The sequence below is a fragment of the Micromonospora sp. NPDC002389 genome, from assembly GCF_040296095.1.
In the GTDB taxonomy this organism is placed as follows: Bacteria; Actinomycetota; Actinomycetes; order Mycobacteriales; family Micromonosporaceae; genus Micromonospora.
Genome location: NZ_JBEOWP010000002.1, coordinates 144,297 through 163,735, shown reverse-complemented (window position 1 = coordinate 163,735; position 19,439 = coordinate 144,297). Strand labels below are relative to the sequence as shown.

Sequence of the window (19,439 nt, the reverse complement as noted above, 5' to 3'; positions counted from 1 at the left end):
AGGACACCATGCGAGTTCGGGACCAGCGCAACCGCCGGCGGGGGGTGCTCGCCGCGGGGATGCTCGCCGTGGCGATGGTGCTGACCTCCGCCTGCACTGGCGGCAAGGGCGGCGACAACGGGCCGGGCTGGCAGGACGGTGCCGACCAGCCGGCACCGAAGGCGTCGGTGAGCATCAGCGAGCCGGCCGCCGACGCGAAGGACGTTCCCGCCTCGACGGCGATCACGTTCGCCGCCGAGCAGTCCGAGGAGACCACTGTCGAACTGGCCGACGCCGGCGGGGAGCCGGTCAAGGGCACGCTGGCCGCGGACGGTAAGAGCTGGCTGCCGGCGAAGGCGTTGGCGTACGGCGAGTCGTACACCGCGACCGTCACCGCGACCGGCGACGACGGTGTCCCGGTGACCGCGACCAGCGCGTTCACCGTGATGAAGCAGCCGAGCAACCAGGTCCGGATCACCAGCTTCCTCGGCGACGACCAGACCGTCGGGGTCGCCATGCCGCTGATCGTGAAGTTCGGCCGGGAGATCCCGGAGAAGTACCGCGCCGACCTCCAGCGGCGGATGACGGTCAAGTCCACGCCCGCCCAGGAGGGCGTCTGGCACTGGGTCAGCCCGACCGAGGTCCGTTACCGGCCGAAGGAGTTCTGGAAGACCGGCAGCAAGGTCTCCTACCGGGTGCAGGCGGGCGGGCTGCCGCTGGGCGACGGCTGGTACGGCCGGGCCGACCTGACCGTGGACATCACGGTGGGCCCGAAGCTGGTCATGACGGTGGACAACCGGACCAAGCGCATGGTCGTCACCCGGGACGGCGAGACGATCAAGACGATCCCGGTGAGCCTCGGCAAGAAGACCACGCCCTCCTCCAGCGGCACGATGGTGGTGATGGAGAAGCTGCGCAAGACGGTCTTCGACACGTACGAGGAGTTGGGCCCCGAGGACGGGTACCGGACGAAGATCGACTACGCCCAGCGCCTGACCTGGGGCGGCGAGTTCATTCACGCCGCGCCCTGGTCCGAGGGGCAGCAGGGCACCACCAACGTCTCGCACGGCTGTGTGAACGTGTCGATGGTCAACGGTGCCTGGCTGTTCGAGAACACGAAGGTCGGCGACCCGATCGTGGTCAAGGGCACCGAGCGCAAGCTCCAGAACGGCAACGGCTGGACGGACTGGAACGTGAGCTGGGACGAGTACGTCAAGGGCAGCGCCCTGCCGTACGAGCCGGCGGGCGACGAGTCCGCGCCGGACGCCGACACCACCGAGTGAGTCGGCGGCCGGTCCGCTAGCGGTCTGTGCCGAGCGCGTGTGCCAGGACCCGGTGCACGTGCTCGGTGTCGGCGGGGACGTTCTCGATGAGGATGGCGGTGCAGAGGCCGTCGGAGGCGGCGACCAGCGCGTCCACGGCCAGGGGGTCGTCGGTGAGGGTGGCGGCGAGCGCGGCGACGTTCTCGCGCCAGTGCCGGGCGATCGGGGCGAGGGCGGGTCTGCGGGCGGCGAGCGTGGACAGTTCGCGTTCGGCCAGCGCCTTGTCGCGTCCCGGCCCGGCGGACTCGACGATCAGCTCGGCGAGGCCACGCAGCTTGTCCCCCGGGCCGTCGATGATCTGGCGGATCCGGGCCGTGTAGCTGTCGGCGACGCTGGACAGCGCGGCGACGAGGAGGTCGTCGAGGGTGGCGAAGTAGTAGATGCTCAGGCTGGTGGCGACGCCGGCCTGCGTGGCGACGGCGCGGTGGGTGACACCGGCTGCGCCCTCGCGGAGGACGACGGCGAGGGTGGCCTCGATGATCTCGGCTCGGCGCTTCGCTCCCCTGGCGCGTCGACCGTCGACGGGTTCCTCGCTCATGCTTCCTCCCCTGGCGCCCAGGGTAGTCGAGCCGCTCAGTGACCGTTGACGTCCTGATCCCCACCGAGGGGACGGACGTGCCGCAGGGCCACCAGGCACAGCAGGCTCGCCACGACGATGGCGACGCCGGCCACGGCGGAGGCGACGTTCACCCCGGTGGTGAAGGCGTCCCGCGCGGCCCGTACGGCCTCGGTCGGCACCTGGTCGGCGACGGCGAGCGCGCCCGCGAGGCTACCGGTGAGGCGGTCGGCGACCTCCGGTGTGGTGCCGGCCGGTGCGACCATCCGCGCGGTGTAGAGGGCGGTGCTGAGGCTGCCGAGCAGCGCGACGCCGACGGCGATGCCGAGCTCCTGGACGGTCTCGGACATGGCGGCGGCCGATCCGGACTTGGTGGCCGGTGCGGCGCCGACGACCATGTCGGTGCCGAGCGCGGCGATCGCCCCGAGTCCGAGGTAGACGGCGGCGAACCCGGCCACCACCATCACCGTGTCGCCGGGGCCGGCGGTGGCCAGCAGCGCGTAGCCGAGCACCGACGACCCGAGCGTGGCGGCCATGACCAGGCCCGGTCGGACCCGCCGGGCGACCAGGGGTGCGCCGACGGCGGCGGCGAACATCGCCAGCGCCGGTGGCCCCATCCACAGACCTGCGGTGAACGGGGTGAGGCCCTCCACGAGCTGGAGGTACTGCGTGACCATGTACATGGTGCCGCCGACACCGACGAGCCCGATCAGCAGAACTGCCAGTGCCGCGGAGAAGGCCCGGTCGGCGAAGAGGGTGACGTCCAGCAGCGGCGCGGCCAGGTGCCGTTGCCGGCGGACGAACGCCACCCCGGCGATCGCGCCGACGACGAGGAGGGCCGGCGTGTGCGCACCGGCACCGTGTGAGGCGGCGTGCTTGACGGCGTAGACGACCGGCAGGATCGCCGCCAGGGACAGCGCGACGCTGACCATGTCCAACCGTCCGGCCTGCGGGTCGGCGTACTCGGGCAGCAGTGACCTCGCGCCGGCCAGGACGGCGATCGCGACGGGAACGGCGAGCAGGAAGGCCGCACCCCACCAGAAGGTGTCGACGAGGGCGCCGCCGACGACGGGACCGGCCGCCATGCCCAGGGCGAACATGGTCGCCCAGACCCCGATCGCCATCGCGCGCTGCCGGACGTCGGTGAACATGTTGGAGATCAGCGACAGCGTCGAGGGCATCAACGTCGCGCCCGCGATCCCGAGCAGCGCACGGGCGGCGATCAGCAGCTCCGCGCTGGGCGCGAAGGCCGCGAGCACCGACACGAACGCGAACGCGGTCATCCCGATCCGGAGCAGCCGTCGCCGACCGATGCGATCGCCCAGGGTGCCCATGGTGATGAGGAATCCGGCGATGAGGAACCCGTAGGCATCCATGATCCAGAGGGTCTGCGTGGCCGACGGGTCGAGCGCTTCGGCCATGCTCGGCAGCACCAGGTACAGCACGGTGACGTCCAGACCCAGCAGCAGCGTCGGCAACGCCAACAGCCCCAGGCCCGCCCACTCGCGCCCACCTGCACGGCGGATGGCGACCTCCGACACGACGACTCCAAAGGTATTTGAACGGCAGTACAAGTAGAACTATCGTTCAAATATCTGCTGAAGGCAAGGCCGGGGCAGGCGCACGGGAGGCGCGGCAGGGAGAGACCGGGCGAGGAGAGACCGGGCGGCGTGGTGGCCCGAGGGGAACGACGGCCGGAACGGGAACGAGGCCCGAACCTTTGGTCCGGGCCTCGCTGGTGTGGGGTGACTGATGGGAATTGAACCCACGACAACCGGGACCACAACCCGGTGCTCTGCCAACTGAGCTACAGCCACCATGCCGCCGCGCCCGAACTCATCGCCCGTGCGGGTGCGGGGAAATCATACCCCCACCACGGCCGACCACGTCCAGCGGGTTGCCGGGGTGGCTCAGAGGTCGGCGGCGATGGCCTTCGCGCTCTCCACGTCCGGCCCGGGCAGGGGTACGAAGACGGTGCGGCGGTAGTACTCCAGCTCGCGGATGCTCTCCCGGATGTCCGCCAGCGCCCGGTGGGCGAGGCCCTTCTGCGGCTGGCCGAAGTACACCCGGGGGTACCACCGGCGGCACAGTTCCTTGATCGAGGAGACGTCGATCATGCGGTAGTGCAGGTGCGCGTCGAGGCGGGGCATGTCCCGCGCGATGAAGCCCCGATCGGTGGCGATCGAGTTGCCGCAGAGCGGCGCCGTCCGTGGGTCCTTGACGTGGCTGGTGATGTAGTCGAGCACCCGGTCCTCAGCCTCGGCAAGGCTGACCGTGGAGCGGCGGACCTCCTCGGTCAGCCCCGACTTGCCGTGCATCGTGCGGACGATCTCCGGCATGGCGTCGAGCGCCGCGTCGTCGGCGTGGATCACCACGTCCACGCCGTCGCCGAGCACGCGCAGATCCGGGTCGGTGACCAGCGCCGCCACCTCGATCAGCTTGTCGCCGCCGAGGTCGAGCCCGGTCATCTCACAGTCGATCCAGACGAGAAGATCAGCCATCGGCACAGCCTACGCGCAGCCCACGCACCGTGGCTGCGCGCCGCCGACCCGACCGACCGCTAGGGTCTTTCCCGTGCCCGCCGAACCCGCCACACCGTCCAGCGTCGACCTCGAAGACCCTGGTGGCCGCAGTGCACGGCGGATCGTCGGGGCGCTGGCGCTCGCCTCGGTGTTGCCGGTGCTCTACCTACCGGGCACCGTGCACGACTTCTTCGACCTCAAGATCTATATGGCGGCGATGGACTGGTGGGCCGCCGGCAATCCGCTCTACGACTACGCCCAGCCGGACCGGGTGCAGGGTGAGCTGTTCTTCACCTATCCCCCGTTCGCCGCGTTGCTGCTACTGCCGTTCTCCCTGCTGAAGCTGGGCGCCACGGTGGCGATCTTCACCGGGCTGACCGTGCTCGGCGTGGTGGTCACCACGAAGTGGCTGCTCGACCCGGTGATCCGCCGGCACCGTCTGCCGTACGCGTTCACCCTGGCCGTGGGCGCGCTGCTGGTCCTCGGCGTGGAGAGCACCCGGGAGACGATCACCTTCGGGCAGATCAACATGCTGCTGGTGGTGCTGATCCTCGCCGACCTGCTGTTCGCCGTACCCCGGGGCAGCCGGTGGGCCGGGGTGGGCATCGGACTGGCCACCGCGCTCAAGCTCTTCCCGGGCATCTTCATCGTCTATCTGCTGGTCACCCAACGCTGGCGGGCGGCCGTGGTGGCGAGCGCCGCCGCTGCCGGAGCCACCCTGCTCGCCGCGGCGGTGGCGCCCGGCGACTCGTGGCGCTTTTGGACGCACGAGCTGTGGGCCACCGACCGGGTCGGGCGCACCGACTACACCGGCAACCAGTCGCTGTTCGGGCTGCTGAGTCGGCTGACCGCGCCGGAGGAGCCGAGCCGGCTGATCTGGCTGCCCCTGGTCGCGGCCGTCGTCGCGTACGGCCTCTGGCGGGCGGTACGCGCCACCCAGGCCGGCGACGTACTCACCGCCCTGACCCTGACCGGCCTGGTCGCCGCCCTGATCAGCCCGATCACCTGGACGCACCACATCTACTGGTTCGTCCCGGCGGTGATCATCCTGGTCGACGCGACGTTGCGGACCGATCCCCGGACGCCCGAGGGGACACGGCGGCGCCGCCGGCTGAGTTGGCTCGCGCTCGGCACCTCGATGATCATCGTGTACGGCGTGGTGTCGTTCTACGACTGGGGCGTCACTCCGACGCCCACCCAGACGCCCTGGGAGTTCGTACTCCGCAACGCGTACGTGCTGCTCTGCCTGCTGCTGCTGGTCGTGCTGCCGGTGCGGCCCCGGGTGGACCGACCGCTGACCGAGTCGCGCGAAGCGGACACTCTTCCCGAGACGACCATTCACCGGTAATCTTCCCTTAGAGGCATCATCCTCCGATAGGCACCGATATCCCCCGGTGATGGGCGGCCCTCCGCGTCGGCAGCGCGGAGGGCCGCCCCACCCGTTCCGCTCCGGTGCCCCCGCCGCACGAACCGTCGGGGACAGCCGCTGGCGGACGGGCGGTCAGGACGGCGGGGCGGGCGGACGCAGCGGGTGGTGCGGGGCGGGCAGGTCGGCCAGGGTCTCCGGGCGCGGCACCGGGGCGATCGCGGCCCGGGGCGCGGCGGCCACCGACACCAACTGCCGCTCGGGCGTCGGACGCGGCGACGGCGGCGTGCCCAGACCGCTGAGCGAACTCACTCCCAGCCGGCCGGCGAGCACCGGCACCTGGTCGGGTTCGACCACGAAGACCACCTCGCGCGGGCGGACCGGACGCAGCAGCACCAGCGCCGCGAGGACCACCAGCAGGATGCCGCCGGTCAGCGAGCCCCAGGTGGCCGGGGCGACCCATCCGGCCCGCAGTTCGGCGCGCAGGTCCAGGGCCAGGTCGGACCGACCGTCGGGATGCATCAGCACCAGACTCAGTCGTTGGCCGGCCAGTTCCCCGGGACTCCATTCGAGGGCACCGGCACCCGCGCGTACCCAGAAGGTCTGTGCGGCCGGGGCGGCCGGCACGGTCGGCGGCGTACCGACCTCCGGGGTGCGGTGCTCCAGCCGGACCGGCAGTGGCCCCCGGGCCAGTGCCGTGCGCTGCACCTCGGCGTGCGGCGCACCGGCCAGCCAGCGACGTGCCTCGTCGGCCGGGGCCAGGCCGACGAACGCCGGACCGTCCGGGGTACGGGCGTCCAGCCGCAGCCGCGCCTGCCCGAACCGACTGAACGGCACCTCCTGTCGCAGCAGCGCGTCCAGGTCGGTCACCACCACCGCGTGCCCGGGTGTCCGCACGGTCTCGACCCGGGCGGTGAACCCCCCGCCCGGGTCCGCGTGACTGGTCAACAGGCCGAGCCCGGCGGCACCGAGCAGCGCGGTGGTGCCGGTGATCAGCAGCACCATGCCGGCCAACGCCCACACGAAACGCATCCGCCTTGTCCCCCTCCGTAGCGAGATACCCGGCCGACCTTACCTACGCCGAACGGCTGATCTGCGGATATCCACGGCACCGGGTTCGAAAGCGGACGGGCCCGCCGGAAACACCCGGCGGGCCCGCGACGCGGGAGCGGTCAGGAGGTCGTGGTCGCCTCGCCGCCGTCGGTCGGGTCGGCGTCCCGGCGGGTACGCGAGAACGCGAGTCCGCCCAGCACCAGGCCACCGACCCCGGCGACCAGCCCGGCGACGCCCAGCCCGACGGCCAGCCCGGTGCCGTCCTCGTCGTCGGCGACCGCCTCGGGCGCGGGTGCCCCGGCCGGAGTTCCGGCGGCGGTGAGGGTCAACACCGGCGCGGGGGCGGCCGGCTCCTCACCGCCCGGCTGCGGCTCGTCGATCCAGCGCACCACCCCGCCGTCGGAGTAGGTCTGCAGCGCCTTGAAGACCATCTGGTCCACCTCGGGCAGCGGACCCAGCATGACCGGGAACTCCTGGAACGTGCCCGGGGCGATCCCGGCGTCGCCGCTCGCCGTCCAGGTGACCTTGGCGACCACGTCCGAGATCTCCGCACCGTGCACCAGGATCGGCGGGTCGACCCGGCGGTTCTCCACCTCCACCGTCCAACCCGGCACCGGCGCGGTGGACACCGAGCCGATCGCGGCGTTCTCCGGCAGGAAGATCTCCAGCTTGGTGGTCGACGCCGTGTCGCTCTCGTTCGGCACCCGGAACGCGAACCGGCCGTAGTCGCCCTGCTCGGCCTCGCTCGGGCTGATCGAGACGTGGGCCGACGCGGGCGCCGCGAAGCCGAAGACGGCGGTGGCGACGGCGCCCAGCGCCAGGGCCGCGGCGGCACCCACGGTACGCCGGTGACGGATCATCGGTATGGAACCTCTCTAGGCAACGGGCACGGTGGCGGTCACCGTGGCCTGGTCGATCTCGGTGGTCCGGGCGGTGACCCGCAGCTCCCACTCACCCGGAGTCGGCAGCGTGATCTCGCCGGTCGCGTGGTTGTCGGTCAGCGGCAGCAGCGGGATGTCGATCGCCTCGATCCCGGCCGACGGCAGCGCGATGGTGGCCTTCCACTCCACGACCGGCTGCGGCCGGTTGTCCGGCGTGTACGCGTAGAAGTGCACCGAGTTGTTGCCCCGTCGGGCCGGGGACATCTCGATCTGCAGCGAGTAGAGCGTGCTCTCCACCCGGGTGGTGAAGTAGCCGGCGTCGACGGCGGCGACGTCCGAAGAGGCGGTTCGCGCGGGAGTGGTCTGCACCAGGACGGCGGTGACACCGAGCACGACCGCGGTGACCGCCAACTCCGCCCAGACGGCCCGGCGTACCGGTGCGGGGCGACTGGCGGCGACCCGTTTGCGGATCAGGTTCCGCGAGTACGCGGCCAGCACGATCACCACGGCGAACAGCCCGACCTTGGCGAGCACCAGACGGCCGTACGTGGTGTTGACCAGCGCTGCCGGGGTGGCCACCTCGATCAGCGCCTGGACGATGCCGGCGAGCAGCAGCGCGGAGACCGACAGGGCGGCCCAGCGCGACCAGATCGGCAGGATCGCGCCCAGTTCCCGTTCGTCCGCCCGGGGCAGCAGGAAGGCGGCGAGCATCACCAGGCCGCCCAGCCAGACCGCCATGCTGCCCAGGTGGACCGCGTCGACGATCACCGACACGGCCGGGGCGGGCGAGGCCGCCGGGTGCCCGGACAGCGGCCAGGTGAGCAGCGCCGCACCGGCGAGCAGGCCGAGGATGATCAGGTCGGCCCGGCCGACCGGCCCGGCCAGCAGTGGCCGGAGCAGGAACGCCGCCGCCGCGAGCAGTCCCAGCCGGATCAGGTGAGCGGCGCCGAACGTGCTGCCGAGCACCAGGCTCAGCCCCTCGCCGCTGATGTCGAACGGCCCGCCTCCGCTGGTGTACGGCACCTGCAGCAACGCGACCGCGACGGTGGCCACCGCCACCAGTCCCAGGCCGGTCCAGGCCAGGCGGGCCGGTCCCTGCCGGGACAGTCGGCGCGGCCAGAGCAGCGCGAGCACCAGTGCGGGACCGACGAGCAGCAGCAGACCGACGTACCCGACGAACTTCGCGGCCTTGATCGCGTTGGTGACCAGCGGATCGGCCCGGCCGTCGTCGCCGCTGTCCACCGGAGGCTCCGAGGGCGCGCCGACGGAGTAGGTGAACGCACCGGAGACCGGGTGGCTGTCCGCCGAGATCACCCGGTAGGTCACCAGGTAGGTGCCGTTGCCGCCGGAGGTGTCGACCGCGATGTTGACCACGCTGTCGGTGAAGGTCGGGTCGCCCCGGTCGACGCGGGACCCGTCCGGTGCGATGACCCGGATCCGGTCCGGCACCCGGCGGACCGGCTCGCTGAAGGTGAGCACCACCTCGGCCGGCGCCGCGGGCACCACGGCCGACGCGGCCGGGCTGCTGCTGGACAGCACGGCGTGGGCGGCGGCCGGTCCGGCGGGGACCAGCAGCAGGGCGACGACGGTGACCAGCAGGCCGGCGGCGGCGGCCCATCGGACGGATCGGCGGCGAGGGACGGCAGTCATGACCCACATCGTCTCTGACCGGACCCCTTTCCGGCGAGTCGCGACCATCGATTGACGGCTGTCGTCCGCGATCGCACGCGGACGGATCGCACGCGGACGTGCGGGTGCCGGGCCGAGGTCATGAGCGGGTAGTCGGCCGGGACCCGCAGAAAGTTCCCGGCGTGGCGCAGCCCATGAAGGGCCGGAGGACCCTGCTGCTGCCGGTGGGGCCGCGTAACCTGGGTTGTCGTGATCCCCGCCCCGCGCGACACCCGCGCCGCCGCCGACACCGGCGGTGTCGACGCGCACGCCGGGCCGGACCCGGCCACCGTGTGGGCGCTCGCCGCCCGCGACGGCGACCCGGTCGCCCAGGCCGCCTTCGTCCGGGCCACCCAGGCCGAGGTGTGGCGGTTCACGGCGGCGCTGCTGGACCCGGACAGCGCCGACGATCTCACCCAGGAAACCTACCTGCGGGCGTTCCGGGCGCTGCCCGCCTTCGAGGGCCGGTCCAGCGCCCGCACCTGGCTGCTCGGCATCGCCCGGCGGGCCTGCGCCGACCACCTCCGTACGGTGGTCCGGCGGCGACGCCTCGACCAGCGACTCACCGCCCACGCGCACACCGACCTGTCGCACCCCGACCCGGCCGGGCAACTCGGCACGGCCGACCTGGTCAGCCGACTGTCCGCCGAGCGGCGCGGCGCGTTCGTGCTGACCCAGTTGCTCGGCCTGTCGTACGCCGAGGCGGCGACCGTGGAGGGCGTGCCGGTGGGCACCATCCGCTCCCGGGTCGCCCGGGCCCGCGCCGAACTCGTGGACGCGGTCGGTGAGGCGCTGGCCGGGTGAACGGGCGGGGCGCGACGTCGAGGTGGACGCGGTGGCGGCCCTGGCTCGGGCTCGCCGTCCGGCTCGGGCTGGCCGCCGTCTGGCTCTACGCCGGCGCCTCCAAGGTCGGCGACCTGGCCGCCTCCGGCCACAGCGTGCACGCGTACCAGGTGATGCCGTACGACCTGGCGGTGGTGATCGGCGCGGTGCTGCCCTTCGTCGAGCTGGCGCTGGGCGTACTGCTGCTGCTCGGGTTGGCCACCCGGCTGACCGCCGGGGTCTCGGTGGTCCTGCTGCTGCTCTTCGTCGCGGGCATCGCCTCGGCCTGGGCCCGTGGCCTGGCGATCGACTGCGGCTGCTTCGGCACCGGCGGCGAACTGCCGGCCGGGCAGCGCCCCAGCTACCTCCCGGAGATCCTCCGGGACGTGGCCTTCCTGGCGATGGCCGGGTTCCTGCTGATCTGGCCCCGAACCGCCGTCTCACTGGACGGCGTCCTGACGGGCGTACCGGTGGAGGACGAGGATGAGTAGTCGCAAGGGACGCAAGGACGCGGCCCGGGTCGTCCGGGAACAGATCGCCCGGGAGCGGCGCCGCAAACAGACCCTGTGGATCTCGCTCGGCGCGGTGGTGGTGCTGGTGATCGCCGGGTTGATCGGGTGGAGTGTCTGGTCGGGCCAGCGGTCCGGCGACTTCACCCCGCCACCGGGCGCCAACGACGCCGGCACGGGCGTGGTGGTCGGCTCCGGGCCGGTCACCGTCGACGTGTACGAGGACTACCTCTGCCCGGCCTGCAAGCAGTTCGAGCAGACCAGCGGCGCCACCCTCAAGCAGCTCGTCGACGAGGGCAAGGTACGGGTGGTGTACCACCCGGTGGCCTACCTGAACCGCTTCTCCAGCACCCAGTACTCGACCCGGGCGTCCGCCGCCTCCGGGTGCGCCGCCGAGGGCGGCAAGTTCACCGAGTTCGGCGCGGCGTTGTTCGAGCGCCAGCCGCCGGAGGGCGGCGCCGGCCTCAGCAACGACCAGCTCATCGACATCGGCGCCGAGGTCGGGCTGGACCGGGACGCCTTCGGCACCTGCGTCCGCGACGGCACGTACACGTCGTGGACCGCGCACGTCACCGAGGAGGCGAGCCGCGCCGACGTCACCGGCACCCCGACCGTCCTGGTCGACGGCGAGCCGGTGCAGCAGTGGACGCCGGAGAACATCACCGCCGCCGTGGAGGCGGCCGGAAAGTGATCCGTACCATGTCGGCCCGAAACGGGCTGCTGCCCCTGTCGGCCCGCACCGGGCTGCTGCTCACCGGCGTGGTCGTCGCGCTGCTGGCGACCGCCGCTCCCGCCGCCGCGCACGGCGCGGACGCGCCCGACGGCACCGACTACCGGGTGGCGGTCGGCGCGGTCGCGTCCCGCCCGGACCTGCGGGTCCGAGTGGTCGAGGCGGGCGCACGCCTGGAACTGACCAACACCGGTGACCGGCCGGTCGAGGTGATCGGCTACTCGGGCGAGCCCTACCTTCGGGTGGGGCCGGACGGCGTGTTCGAGAACACCCGCTCACCGGCGACCTACCTGAACCGCACCATCCTCGCCGACACCCCGCTGCCGGACGAGGTCGATCCGGCCGCCGCCCCGCAGTGGCGACGGATCGACACCGGCACCACCGCCCGCTGGCACGACCAGCGGGCGCTGTGGCGCGAGGCGGGTCCGCCCGCCCAGGTCCGCGCCGCACCCGACCGCGAGCACCGGGTACGCGACTGGGTCGTCCCGCTGCGCGACGCGGAAGGGCGCACCGAGATCCGGGGCACCCTGGACTGGGTGCCGCCGCCGGACGCGTACCCGTGGTGGGTGGCGATCACGCTCGGCGCGCTCGCGGTGGGCGCGGCCGGGCTGCTGCCGGCCGCCTCGTCGCCCGGCGGCCGGGCCCGGACCGGTCTCGGTGCGCTGCTGACGGTCGGCGGGGTGGCGGCGGTCGTGCTCGCCGTGGGCCGGGTGCTCGACGCCGGGGCCGAGGGAGTCGGCGCGGTGCTGACCGGGCTGCTGACCGGCCCGGTCTGGACCCTGGTGACCGGGCTCGGCGCGATCGTCGCCGGTGGCTGGGCGGTGACCCGGCGCGACGGCGTGGACTTCGTGATGGCACTCGCCGGGGCGTGCCTGGCGCTGTTCGCCGGGGTGTCCAACACCGCCGTGCTGTCCCGTGCCGTCCCACCGGTGCCCTGGTCGGCCACCGCCACCCGGATGCTGGTCGTGGTGGTCCTCGTCGCCGGCGCCGGGGCACTCGCCGCCGCCGTGCTGCGCCTGCACGCCACCGGCCGAGCCGCCGCACCGACCGAGCCGACCGGGCCAGCCGAGCCGGTCGGGCCAGCCGAGCCGGTCACTCGGTGATCGGTTACGGCACGGGACGGCGGTAGGGTCGTGCCATGACCGCACCCGCTCGTCTCGCCGCCGGTGACCCGGCGCCCGAGTTCACCCTCCCCACCGACGCCGGAGGGCAGCTCACCCTGGCCGACCTGCGCGGCCGCAAGGTCATCCTGTACGCCTACCCGGCCGCGATGACCCCCGGCTGCACCAAGCAGGCCTGCGACTTCCGCGACTCGCTCGCGTCCCTCCAGGCCGCCGGCTACGAGGTGATCGGCATCTCGCCGGACAAGCCGGAGAAGCTGGCCACGTTCCGTGAGCGCGACGCGATCACCTTCCCGCTGGTCGCCGACACCGACAAGTCGGTGCTGACCGCGTACGGGGCGTACGGCGAGAAGCAGTCCTACGGGCGCACGGTGACCGGGGTGATCCGCTCGACGTTCGTGATCGACGAGAACGGCAAGATCGAGCGGGCGCTCTACAACGTCAAGGCCACCGGCCACGTCGCCAAGCTCCGCCGCGATCTCGGCCTGGACTGACGCTGTCGGACCGCCCGCCGACTCGACACGGTCCCGGCGCGACGCTCTAGACTCTGTCTCGCTGGCGGGAGTGGCGTAAGGGCAGCCGCGCAGGTCTTAGGAACCTGTGTCCGAAAGGACGTGGGGGTTCGAATCCCCCCTCCCGCACCGACCGGTCCGTAGCCTTGGTCACGATCGCAGGTGATCGGGGTGCGGGTCGATGACGATGGGCACCGTGAGTCTGCGCTTCGTCCTGGATCCCGAGCTGACCCCCGATCTGCGTACCCGGATCGTCGCGCTCTGGGTCGACGTCACCAACGCGGGCGGGGCGGTCGGCTTCGTCGCCCCGGTCACCGCCGACGAGGTCCGCACCATCGCCGACCCGACGCTGGCCGGGATCGCGGACGGGCCGGACCGCCTGCTGGTGGGGTACGACGGTGACCGGCTGGTCGCCATGGCGATCTTCACCGACCCACGGTTCCACTTGAAGACGCACCTGCGGGTGCTCACCCGCGTGATGGTGCACCCGGACACGCAGGGGCGCGGCGTCGGCGAGGATCTGATGCGCGAGGCCGAGCGGGTGGCCCGTGGCCTGGGGCTGGCGGCCCTGCACGTGACGGTGCGGGACGGGCTGGGACTGGACCGGTTCTATCGGCGGCTCGGGTACCGCGAGGTGGGCCGCTGGCCCGGCGCGCTGCGGGTCGGCCCCGGCGACGACCGCGACGAGATCCTGATGTGGCTCGGGTTGACGCCCGACCCGAGCGGCTAGCGCTGCCGGCGAGCGGGACGTCAGGTACCGCAGCCGGGCGACGGGGCGGCCAGCGGTACGGGCGGCAGGTCGGCCGGGGCACTGGTCGGCGCGGCCGGGGTCGCCGTCTCAGCCGACGGGGTGGTCGAGACGGACGGGGTCGGGCTTCCGGTGGCGCTGGCGCGCGGTGTCGGACTGGCCGACGGTGACCGGGACGCGGTGGTCGTGCCGCCCGTGGTGCCGCCGTACATCCGGACGGTGGACCGCTGGACCTGGCCGGGAGCCATCCGGATGCCGGTGGCGGTCACCCGGTGTCCGCGCGTGTCGGTCACCCGGATCTGGTACGGCCCGGGGCCGGCGCCGGAGTCGATCAGCCAGTAGTTGTAGCTCTCCCGTGCGGCCGCCCGCCAGTTGCCCGAGCTGCCCTGACGCACCTCGACCGAGCGCAGCGGGTTGCCGTGTCCGGCGACCAGCACGGCGAACCAGTACTGCGACGCGCCTTCCTTGATCCGGAAGGTGAGCGGACCGGCCAGCGGCGGGTCCACCACGAGGCGGTAGCTGACGTTCACGATGCCCTGCACCGGGTCGGCGATCCGGGCGAACGCCTCCCGGGACAGGTCGATGTGGCCGGGCGCGCACTCCGGGCACTGGTCCATGATCATGACGCGTACCTTGCCCTTGGGCCCGGTCACGTCGAGGTAGCCGCCGCAGGCCGCGCCGTCGGCGTACTCGCTGGGGCCGAGGGCGACGTAGAGACGGTCGGCGGGGGCGGACGGGTAGGAGCAGTTGCCACCCTCGCCCTTGGAGTCGTAGAACGTCGACTTTCCCTTGTTCAGGGTGCCGGCGGCGGGTGGGGCGAGCAGCGCGGCGGCGACCGGTGCGGCGGCCCGGGGCGGCGCGGCGCAGGCGGGTGCGGCGCCCGAGCGCAGCGCGAGGGTGAGGCCGAGGACCGTGGCGAGTGTCGCCACGGCCCCGCCGGCCAGCCAGCGGCCCAGCTTCGGACGCCGGGGGCGGGCTCGGTCGGCGGGGCCGTCGGTTCCGTCGGTCACGCGGACCGATGCTGCCGGACGGCCACCGGATCGGACAAGCCACCTAAGCGAAAGCTAAGACGAAGATCAGCGCTGCCGGTCGACCCTCCTCAACCGGTCGGTTCCACCCGGTCACCGACGGTGAGCCGGCCGGACTCCAGCGGCACGACGTTCAGCCCGAACAGCAACTGACGCCCGATGTTGCGGTGCCGGGCGAGGGTGCGCAACGGTTCCCGGCCGCGTACCCCGGTCTCCTGGTCCGTGGTGGTGACCAGGCAGCGGGCCGATGGGCCGGCGGCGCGGAAGGCGACACCGCCGATCCGCAGCGGTCGTCCCTCCCAGCCGTCCTCCGCCCAGGCCGGGGCCCCGTCGACGACGAGGTTGGGGCGGAACCGGGTCATCGGCACCGGCTCCGCGCCCGCCGCGGTGAGCCAGTCGCCGAGCGCGGCCAGCGACGCGGTGCTGGTCAGCAGTACCGGGTACGCGTCGGCGAAGCTGACCCGGTCGCCCGGGTCGTGCTTCTTGCGGCCCGCCTCGATGTGCCGGGCCGGCGCGGCGAGCCAGACCAGCCGGACCGGCCGGTCCAGTACCGCGCTGAGCCAGGCGTCGGCGGCCGGGACGGCGGGCAGTGCGTCGACCCGCAACAGCCGTCGGCGGAAGGTGCGTACCGGCACCGGGTCGACGTCGACCGGCTCGGGCACCGGCAGGTCGGGTTGCCCGTCGGCGCGCAGCAGCAGCCCGCCGGGGCCGGGCCGGGCGTGCACCCGGACCAGCGCGGTGACCTCGCGCTGGGTGACGCCGACGCCCTCGGCGTCCACGACCATCCAGCGCCGGTCCCCGTCGAGGCCCCACGGCGCCACTCCGACCTCGGTGTGGCCGATCCGGTGGCAGCCCTTGATCGGATAGGTGCTGATCTCGGTCAACCGCACCCGGTCACCATGCCACCCCGATGCCGTCGCCGGGGTACCAGTGGTCGGCCGGCGTCTCCCGGTAGGCGAGAAACCGACGGCCGGTCCGCTCGGCGTGGTCGGCCAGCACGTTGGTGTGCGTGACGTTGTCGGTGAGCAGCATCGCCCCCGGCGCCAGCTTCGGCTCGACGGCGTCGAACTCGCGCTTCTCGTAGACGCGGCTGTGGTCGCTGTCGTGCAGGAACAGGTCGACCGGCCGGTCCAGGGCACGGATCGACTCGACCGAGTCGCCGACGACCAGGTCGATCACCTCCGACCAGGGCGCGACCCGGGCCAGGTAGCCGGCCTCCGGGTTGATGTCGATCGAGCTGAGCCGGCCGGGGTGACCCTCGGCGGCGTTGCGCAGCAGGGCGGCGGCCAGCACACAACTTCCCAGCCCCTTGTCCACACCGGTCTCCACGATGTGCTTCGGCCTGCGGGCCCGGACGATGGCGTACCAGCCGACCCGGCGGGCGTACCGGACCTGCTTGTCGGCCAGCCCGCGTCGGGCCGCACCGGCGGTGGCCGAGGCGATGTGCCGGCGCAGCGCGTCGTCCGACTCGATCTCCTTCAGGTAGCCACGCACCTGCTTGACCGGCAGGTCGCAGACCACGCTGACGAACCAGGCGAGATGGCTACGGCTGAGCTTGGTCAGCTCGTACGTGTAGTTGTGGTGCTCCCGCGAGGCCATCAACCAGCGGGCGGACTTACGGAACACCCGGGCGTCGTGGCGGGCGACCGCGACCAGTCGTTTCGGAAAGGCGGCAACGGGGGCGAGGCGGGTCCGGGCGATGGCCCGACGCAGCTTTACGGCGTCCACGGCAGGGTTGTACCAGACTGACGGAAACTCGTGGGGGATACGACGGGACGGTCAGGCGAAAGTCGGCACCGGGCGGGGATTCCCCGAGAACGTGAAATCAGTAGCATCTCCGCCATGTCGAGTGGAGAGCAGGCCGGGACCACCTCCCCGGGGGAGAACCTGCCGGCGGGGGGCACCGACGGAGCCGAGCCGACGGCCGCAGGCAGGCCGCGCCGTCGGTGGCTGCGGATCACGCTGATCAGCGTGCTGGCGCTGGCGTTGGTCGGTGTCAGCGGTGTGGTGGCCGCAGGCTTCTACCTGAAGTCGGTCGAGTCGGACATCGAGCGGGTCGACGCCTTCGACGGCGTACCTGCGGAGACCCGGCCCGAGGTGGTCGCCGGGGACGCGCTCAACATCCTCGTGCTGGGCAGCGACTCGCGCGATCCGGAGAGCACCGGCGGTTCGCGGACGGACACCATCATCCTGGCGCACCTGCCGAAGGACCGGTCCAGCGCCCAACTCATCTCCATCCCCCGCGACACCTGGGTCGCCGTGCCGCGAAGCAAGGAAGGGCGCGGTGGCCGCGACGCGAAGATCAACGCCGCGTACGCCTGGGGCGGTGTGCCGCTCATGGTGCAGACCGTGGAGCAGTTCACCAAGGTCCGCATCGACCACGTGGTGATGGTCGACTTCGCCGGCTTCAAGGAGATCATCGACGCGCTCGGCGGCATCGAGGTGGACTCGGAGAAGCAGTTCACCTCGATCCATCCGCCGTTCCGCACGTTCCAGGCCGGTCCGCAGAAGATGGACGGCGAGGCGGCCCTCGACTACTCCCGTCAGCGCAAGCAGTTCGCCGACGGCGACTTCGCCCGGATCCGGCACCAGCAGCAGGTGATCAAGGCGATCCTGGACAAGGCCACCTCCGGCGGGTTGCTCACCAACCCGGCGCGGCTGAACTCCTTCCTCCAGGCCACCTCCGGTTCGCTCTCGATGGACAAGGAACTGTCCCTGGTCGACATGGCCACCGAGAACCGCAACCTGCGCGGCCGGAACCTCACGTTCGTGACCAGCCCGACCAGGGGCACCGGACAGGTGGGCTCGGAGAGCGTGGTCTTCGCCGACGACAAGCGGGTCGACACGTTCTATGCGGCGGTCCGCCGAGACGCCGTCCGGGACATCATCGACGGGGCCGACAAGAAGTGACCGGGGATGGTGCGGCGCTCCGGTCGGGGCGCCGCACCACCGGTGTCCGCGATCAGTAGGCCCCGCGCCGGGCCAGCACCACCCGGACCGTACGCCAGAGGATGCCGAGGTCGTAGACCAGCGACCAGTTGTCGACGTAGTGCAGGTCCAGCCGTACGGCGTCCTCCCAGGTCAGGTCGGACCGGCCGGAGATCTGCCAGAGGCCGGTGATGCCCGGACGGACCAGGAGCCGACGCCGGACGTCGCCCCGGTAGTCGTCGTCCTCGGTCGGCAACGGGCGCGGCCCCACCAGGGACATCTGCCCCACCAACACGTTGATCAACTGTGGCAGCTCGTCGAGCGACAGGGCACGCAGGTGCCGACCGATCGGCGTGACCCGGGGATCGTTCTTGATTTTGAAGAGCAGGCCGTCGCTCTCGTTGCGGTCCCGCAGGGCCTCCAACCGCTGTTCGGCGTCGGTGTACATGGTCCGGAACTTCCACACCTTGAACGCCTTGCCCTGATGACCGATCCGGCTCTGCCGGAACATCACCGGACCGGGGTCGGTCAGCCTGATCGCCACCGCGATCCCGATCAGCAGCGGGCTCAGCACGATCAGCCCGGCGAGCGCCGAAAGCCGGTCCATCACGCTCTTGGCCAGCAGGGACAGGCCGGAGATCGTCGGTTCCTCGACGTTCAGCAGCGGCAGACCCTCGATCGGTCGGACGTGGATCCGGGGCCCGGTGATGTCGGTGACCTGCGGCACCACGACCAGGTCGAGGCCGGTGCCCTCCAACTGCCAGGCCAGCTTGCGCAGCTCGTACGACTCCAGGCTGGCCGGGCCACAGACCGCGATGGTGTCCGCCCCCAACTGCTGGACCAGCGGCACCAGGTCCCAGCCCACATAGACCGGCACCGGCGCCTCCACCCGCTCACCGGCCCGAGGGAACTGGGGCAGGTGGATGGCGACCGGACGCAACCCGGCACCGGCGTTGCGGGTCACCACCTCGTGCACCGCCAGGGCGTCGGAGAGCCGCCCCACCAGCAGCACCTTCTGCGAGGCACGCTGACTGCTGCGGCGGATCCGGCGGAGCACCACCCGGGCCACGAAGCGGACGAAGACGGTGTACACCAACAGGCCGATGATGATCGCGGCGACGGTGGCCCGGGACAGGTCCTTCTTGAAGCCCAGGGCCAGGAAGGAGACGGCGGCGGCCATCGCCACGTTGGCCCGGACCACCCGCTTGAGTTCCTCGGTGCCCCGGCCGAGCGCCCGCCGGTCGTACGCACCGGCACCCGCGAGGATCGTCAACCACATCAGCGGCACGACCACGTTGGCCACCAGCGCGAAGGTGCTGACACCGAGCACTCGCTCGTCCCAGAAGCCGGCGTCCGCCTCCTCGAACACCCGCACGACCGTCTGGCTGGCCGCCCACGCGGCGAGGAAGTCGAGCGCGACCAGCCAGGCCATGTAGCGCCGCCGCCACTTCGCCTTGGGCGCCACCGGGCGACCGAAGACCGACCGGGGCATGCCGTTGGACGGAGGTGTGATCACGCCGAGATCGGGGTCGAAGCGCGGAGCCGGTACCGGCCCCACCGTCTTGAGGAACTGGGTGTGCGCGGACACGACTTTCCTTTCACCAGCCTCGTCAGCCGTGACGATAACGAATGCCACGAGTGCCCCACCGTACGGTGCACGATGGACGAAGGTTCACGGTGTCTCGGTAGGGGCC

General features: G+C 72.3%; 18 protein-coding genes, 2 tRNA genes and 1 pseudogene. 10 read left to right on the top strand and 11 right to left on the bottom strand.

The features are described from left to right. Positions 1 to 8 precede the first annotated feature (8 nt). The gene (locus ABT008_RS03930) at positions 9 to 1,262 is read left to right on the top strand and encodes a L,D-transpeptidase (protein ID WP_350693420.1); all 1,254 of its coding nucleotides are present in this window, start codon (positions 9 to 11) and stop codon (positions 1,260 to 1,262) included. A gap of 16 nt (positions 1,263 to 1,278) precedes the next feature. Here the strand turns inward: ABT008_RS03930 and ABT008_RS03925 are convergent, their stop codons facing one another. The 4 genes from ABT008_RS03925 to orn all read right to left on the bottom strand — a co-directional run bounded on the left by ABT008_RS03925 (position 1,279) and on the right by orn (position 4,364). After that, positions 1,279 to 1,839 (bottom strand): TetR/AcrR family transcriptional regulator, encoded by a 561-nt coding sequence (locus ABT008_RS03925; protein ID WP_350693418.1) that lies wholly within the window; start codon positions 1,837 to 1,839, stop codon positions 1,279 to 1,281. Between the two features lie 35 nt (positions 1,840 to 1,874). Further along, positions 1,875 to 3,398 carry an MFS transporter gene (locus tag ABT008_RS03920; RefSeq protein ID WP_350693417.1) on the bottom strand — a complete coding sequence of 508 codons (1,524 nt, stop codon included), beginning with the start codon at positions 3,396 to 3,398 and terminating at the stop codon, positions 1,875 to 1,877. A gap of 200 nt (positions 3,399 to 3,598) precedes the next feature. Beyond that, positions 3,599 to 3,674, bottom strand: a tRNA-His gene (locus ABT008_RS03915). Between the two features lie 93 nt (positions 3,675 to 3,767). Further along, a complete protein-coding gene (gene orn / locus ABT008_RS03910) occupies positions 3,768 to 4,364 on the bottom strand; it encodes an oligoribonuclease (protein WP_350693415.1) in 597 nt (198 codons plus the stop codon). Positions 4,365 to 4,431: 67 nt separating this feature from the next. On the opposite strand from orn, the gene ABT008_RS03905 reads away from it, so the two are divergent. Continuing rightward, entirely contained in the window at positions 4,432 to 5,727 is a 1,296-nt protein-coding gene (locus ABT008_RS03905; RefSeq protein ID WP_350693413.1) for a glycosyltransferase family 87 protein, read from the top strand. Positions 5,728 to 5,880: 153 nt separating this feature from the next. On the opposite strand, the pseudogene ABT008_RS03900 reads toward ABT008_RS03905, so the two are convergent. The 3 genes and pseudogenes from ABT008_RS03900 to ABT008_RS03890 form a co-directional block, all read right to left on the bottom strand. Continuing rightward, positions 5,881 to 6,249: pseudogene (locus ABT008_RS03900) on the bottom strand (hypothetical protein); the annotation flags it as partial. Positions 6,250 to 6,917: 668 nt separating this feature from the next. After that, the gene (locus tag ABT008_RS03895; RefSeq protein ID WP_350693411.1) at positions 6,918 to 7,658 is read right to left on the bottom strand and encodes a YcnI family copper-binding membrane protein; all 741 of its coding nucleotides are present in this window, start codon (positions 7,656 to 7,658) and stop codon (positions 6,918 to 6,920) included. Between the two features lie 15 nt (positions 7,659 to 7,673). After that, entirely contained in the window at positions 7,674 to 9,329 is a 1,656-nt protein-coding gene (locus tag ABT008_RS03890) for a copper resistance CopC/CopD family protein (RefSeq protein WP_350693409.1), read from the bottom strand. Positions 9,330 to 9,557: 228 nt separating this feature from the next. Here ABT008_RS03890 and ABT008_RS03885 point away from each other — a divergent pair, with 228 nt between their 5' ends. From ABT008_RS03885 to ABT008_RS03855, 7 genes are all read left to right on the top strand, one after another. Then, a complete protein-coding gene (locus tag ABT008_RS03885) occupies positions 9,558 to 10,151 on the top strand; it encodes a sigma-70 family RNA polymerase sigma factor (protein ID WP_502890336.1) in 594 nt (197 codons plus the stop codon). Further along, a complete protein-coding gene (locus ABT008_RS03880) occupies positions 10,148 to 10,660 on the top strand; it encodes a MauE/DoxX family redox-associated membrane protein (protein WP_350693408.1) in 513 nt (170 codons plus the stop codon). Before ABT008_RS03885 ends, ABT008_RS03880 begins: the two co-directional genes overlap by 4 nt. Beyond that, positions 10,653 to 11,369 carry a DsbA family protein gene (locus ABT008_RS03875; RefSeq protein ID WP_350693407.1) on the top strand — a complete coding sequence of 239 codons (717 nt, stop codon included), beginning with the start codon at positions 10,653 to 10,655 and terminating at the stop codon, positions 11,367 to 11,369. Before ABT008_RS03880 ends, ABT008_RS03875 begins: the two co-directional genes overlap by 8 nt. Before the next feature lie 8 nt (positions 11,370 to 11,377). Further along, positions 11,378 to 12,511 (top strand): hypothetical protein, encoded by a 1,134-nt coding sequence (locus ABT008_RS03870; RefSeq protein WP_350693405.1) that lies wholly within the window; start codon positions 11,378 to 11,380, stop codon positions 12,509 to 12,511. A gap of 35 nt (positions 12,512 to 12,546) precedes the next feature. After that, on the top strand, positions 12,547 to 13,023 hold the full coding sequence (gene bcp / locus ABT008_RS03865; protein WP_350693403.1) for a thioredoxin-dependent thiol peroxidase: 477 nt from the start codon (positions 12,547 to 12,549) through the stop codon (positions 13,021 to 13,023). Positions 13,024 to 13,087: 64 nt separating this feature from the next. Next, positions 13,088 to 13,170, top strand: a tRNA-Leu gene (locus ABT008_RS03860). Positions 13,171 to 13,237: 67 nt separating this feature from the next. After that, positions 13,238 to 13,771, top strand: a complete 534-nt coding sequence (locus ABT008_RS03855) for a GNAT family N-acetyltransferase (protein WP_350694050.1) — start codon at positions 13,238 to 13,240, stop codon at positions 13,769 to 13,771. A gap of 20 nt (positions 13,772 to 13,791) precedes the next feature. Here the strand turns inward: ABT008_RS03855 and ABT008_RS03850 are convergent, their stop codons facing one another. The 3 genes from ABT008_RS03850 to ABT008_RS03840 all read right to left on the bottom strand — a co-directional run bounded on the left by ABT008_RS03850 (position 13,792) and on the right by ABT008_RS03840 (position 16,545). After that, positions 13,792 to 14,799 carry an expansin EXLX1 family cellulose-binding protein gene (locus ABT008_RS03850; RefSeq protein WP_350693402.1) on the bottom strand — a complete coding sequence of 336 codons (1,008 nt, stop codon included), beginning with the start codon at positions 14,797 to 14,799 and terminating at the stop codon, positions 13,792 to 13,794. Between the two features lie 89 nt (positions 14,800 to 14,888). Beyond that, complete coding sequence (locus ABT008_RS03845) at positions 14,889 to 15,707, bottom strand: MOSC domain-containing protein (RefSeq protein ID WP_350693401.1); 819 nt, start codon at positions 15,705 to 15,707, stop codon at positions 14,889 to 14,891. Positions 15,708 to 15,711: 4 nt separating this feature from the next. Next, the gene (locus ABT008_RS03840) at positions 15,712 to 16,545 is read right to left on the bottom strand and encodes an O-methyltransferase (RefSeq protein WP_350693399.1); all 834 of its coding nucleotides are present in this window, start codon (positions 16,543 to 16,545) and stop codon (positions 15,712 to 15,714) included. Between the two features lie 114 nt (positions 16,546 to 16,659). Between ABT008_RS03840 and ABT008_RS03835 the strand changes: the two genes are divergently transcribed. After that, positions 16,660 to 17,727: an LCP family protein gene (locus ABT008_RS03835; protein WP_350693397.1), complete on the top strand. Its 1,068-nt coding sequence runs from the start codon at positions 16,660 to 16,662 to the stop codon at positions 17,725 to 17,727. Positions 17,728 to 17,779: 52 nt separating this feature from the next. Here the strand turns inward: ABT008_RS03835 and ABT008_RS03830 are convergent, their stop codons facing one another. Next, the gene (locus ABT008_RS03830) at positions 17,780 to 19,237 is read right to left on the bottom strand and encodes a sugar transferase (RefSeq protein WP_350694048.1); all 1,458 of its coding nucleotides are present in this window, start codon (positions 19,235 to 19,237) and stop codon (positions 17,780 to 17,782) included. Positions 19,238 to 19,439 lie beyond the last annotated feature (202 nt).

Bases quoted from the DNA above. Each gene is read 5' to 3' on its own strand.
- ABT008_RS03930 (WP_350693420.1), top strand. From the start codon at position 9: ATGCGAGTTCGGGACCAGCGCAACCGCCGGCGGGGGGTGCTCGCCGCG.
- ABT008_RS03925 (WP_350693418.1), bottom strand. From the start codon at position 1,839: ATGAGCGAGGAACCCGTCGACGGTCGACGCGCCAGGGGAGCGAAGCGC.
- ABT008_RS03895 (WP_350693411.1), bottom strand. From the start codon at position 7,658: ATGATCCGTCACCGGCGTACCGTGGGTGCCGCCGCGGCCCTGGCGCTG.
- ABT008_RS03890 (WP_350693409.1), bottom strand. From the start codon at position 9,329: ATGACTGCCGTCCCTCGCCGCCGATCCGTCCGATGGGCCGCCGCCGCC.
- ABT008_RS03875 (WP_350693407.1), top strand. From the start codon at position 10,653: ATGAGTAGTCGCAAGGGACGCAAGGACGCGGCCCGGGTCGTCCGGGAA.
- ABT008_RS03870 (WP_350693405.1), top strand. From the start codon at position 11,378: ATGTCGGCCCGAAACGGGCTGCTGCCCCTGTCGGCCCGCACCGGGCTG.
- bcp (WP_350693403.1), top strand. From the start codon at position 12,547: ATGACCGCACCCGCTCGTCTCGCCGCCGGTGACCCGGCGCCCGAGTTC.
- ABT008_RS03835 (WP_350693397.1), top strand. From the start codon at position 16,660: ATGTCGAGTGGAGAGCAGGCCGGGACCACCTCCCCGGGGGAGAACCTG.
- ABT008_RS03830 (WP_350694048.1), bottom strand. From the start codon at position 19,237: ATGCCCCGGTCGGTCTTCGGTCGCCCGGTGGCGCCCAAGGCGAAGTGG.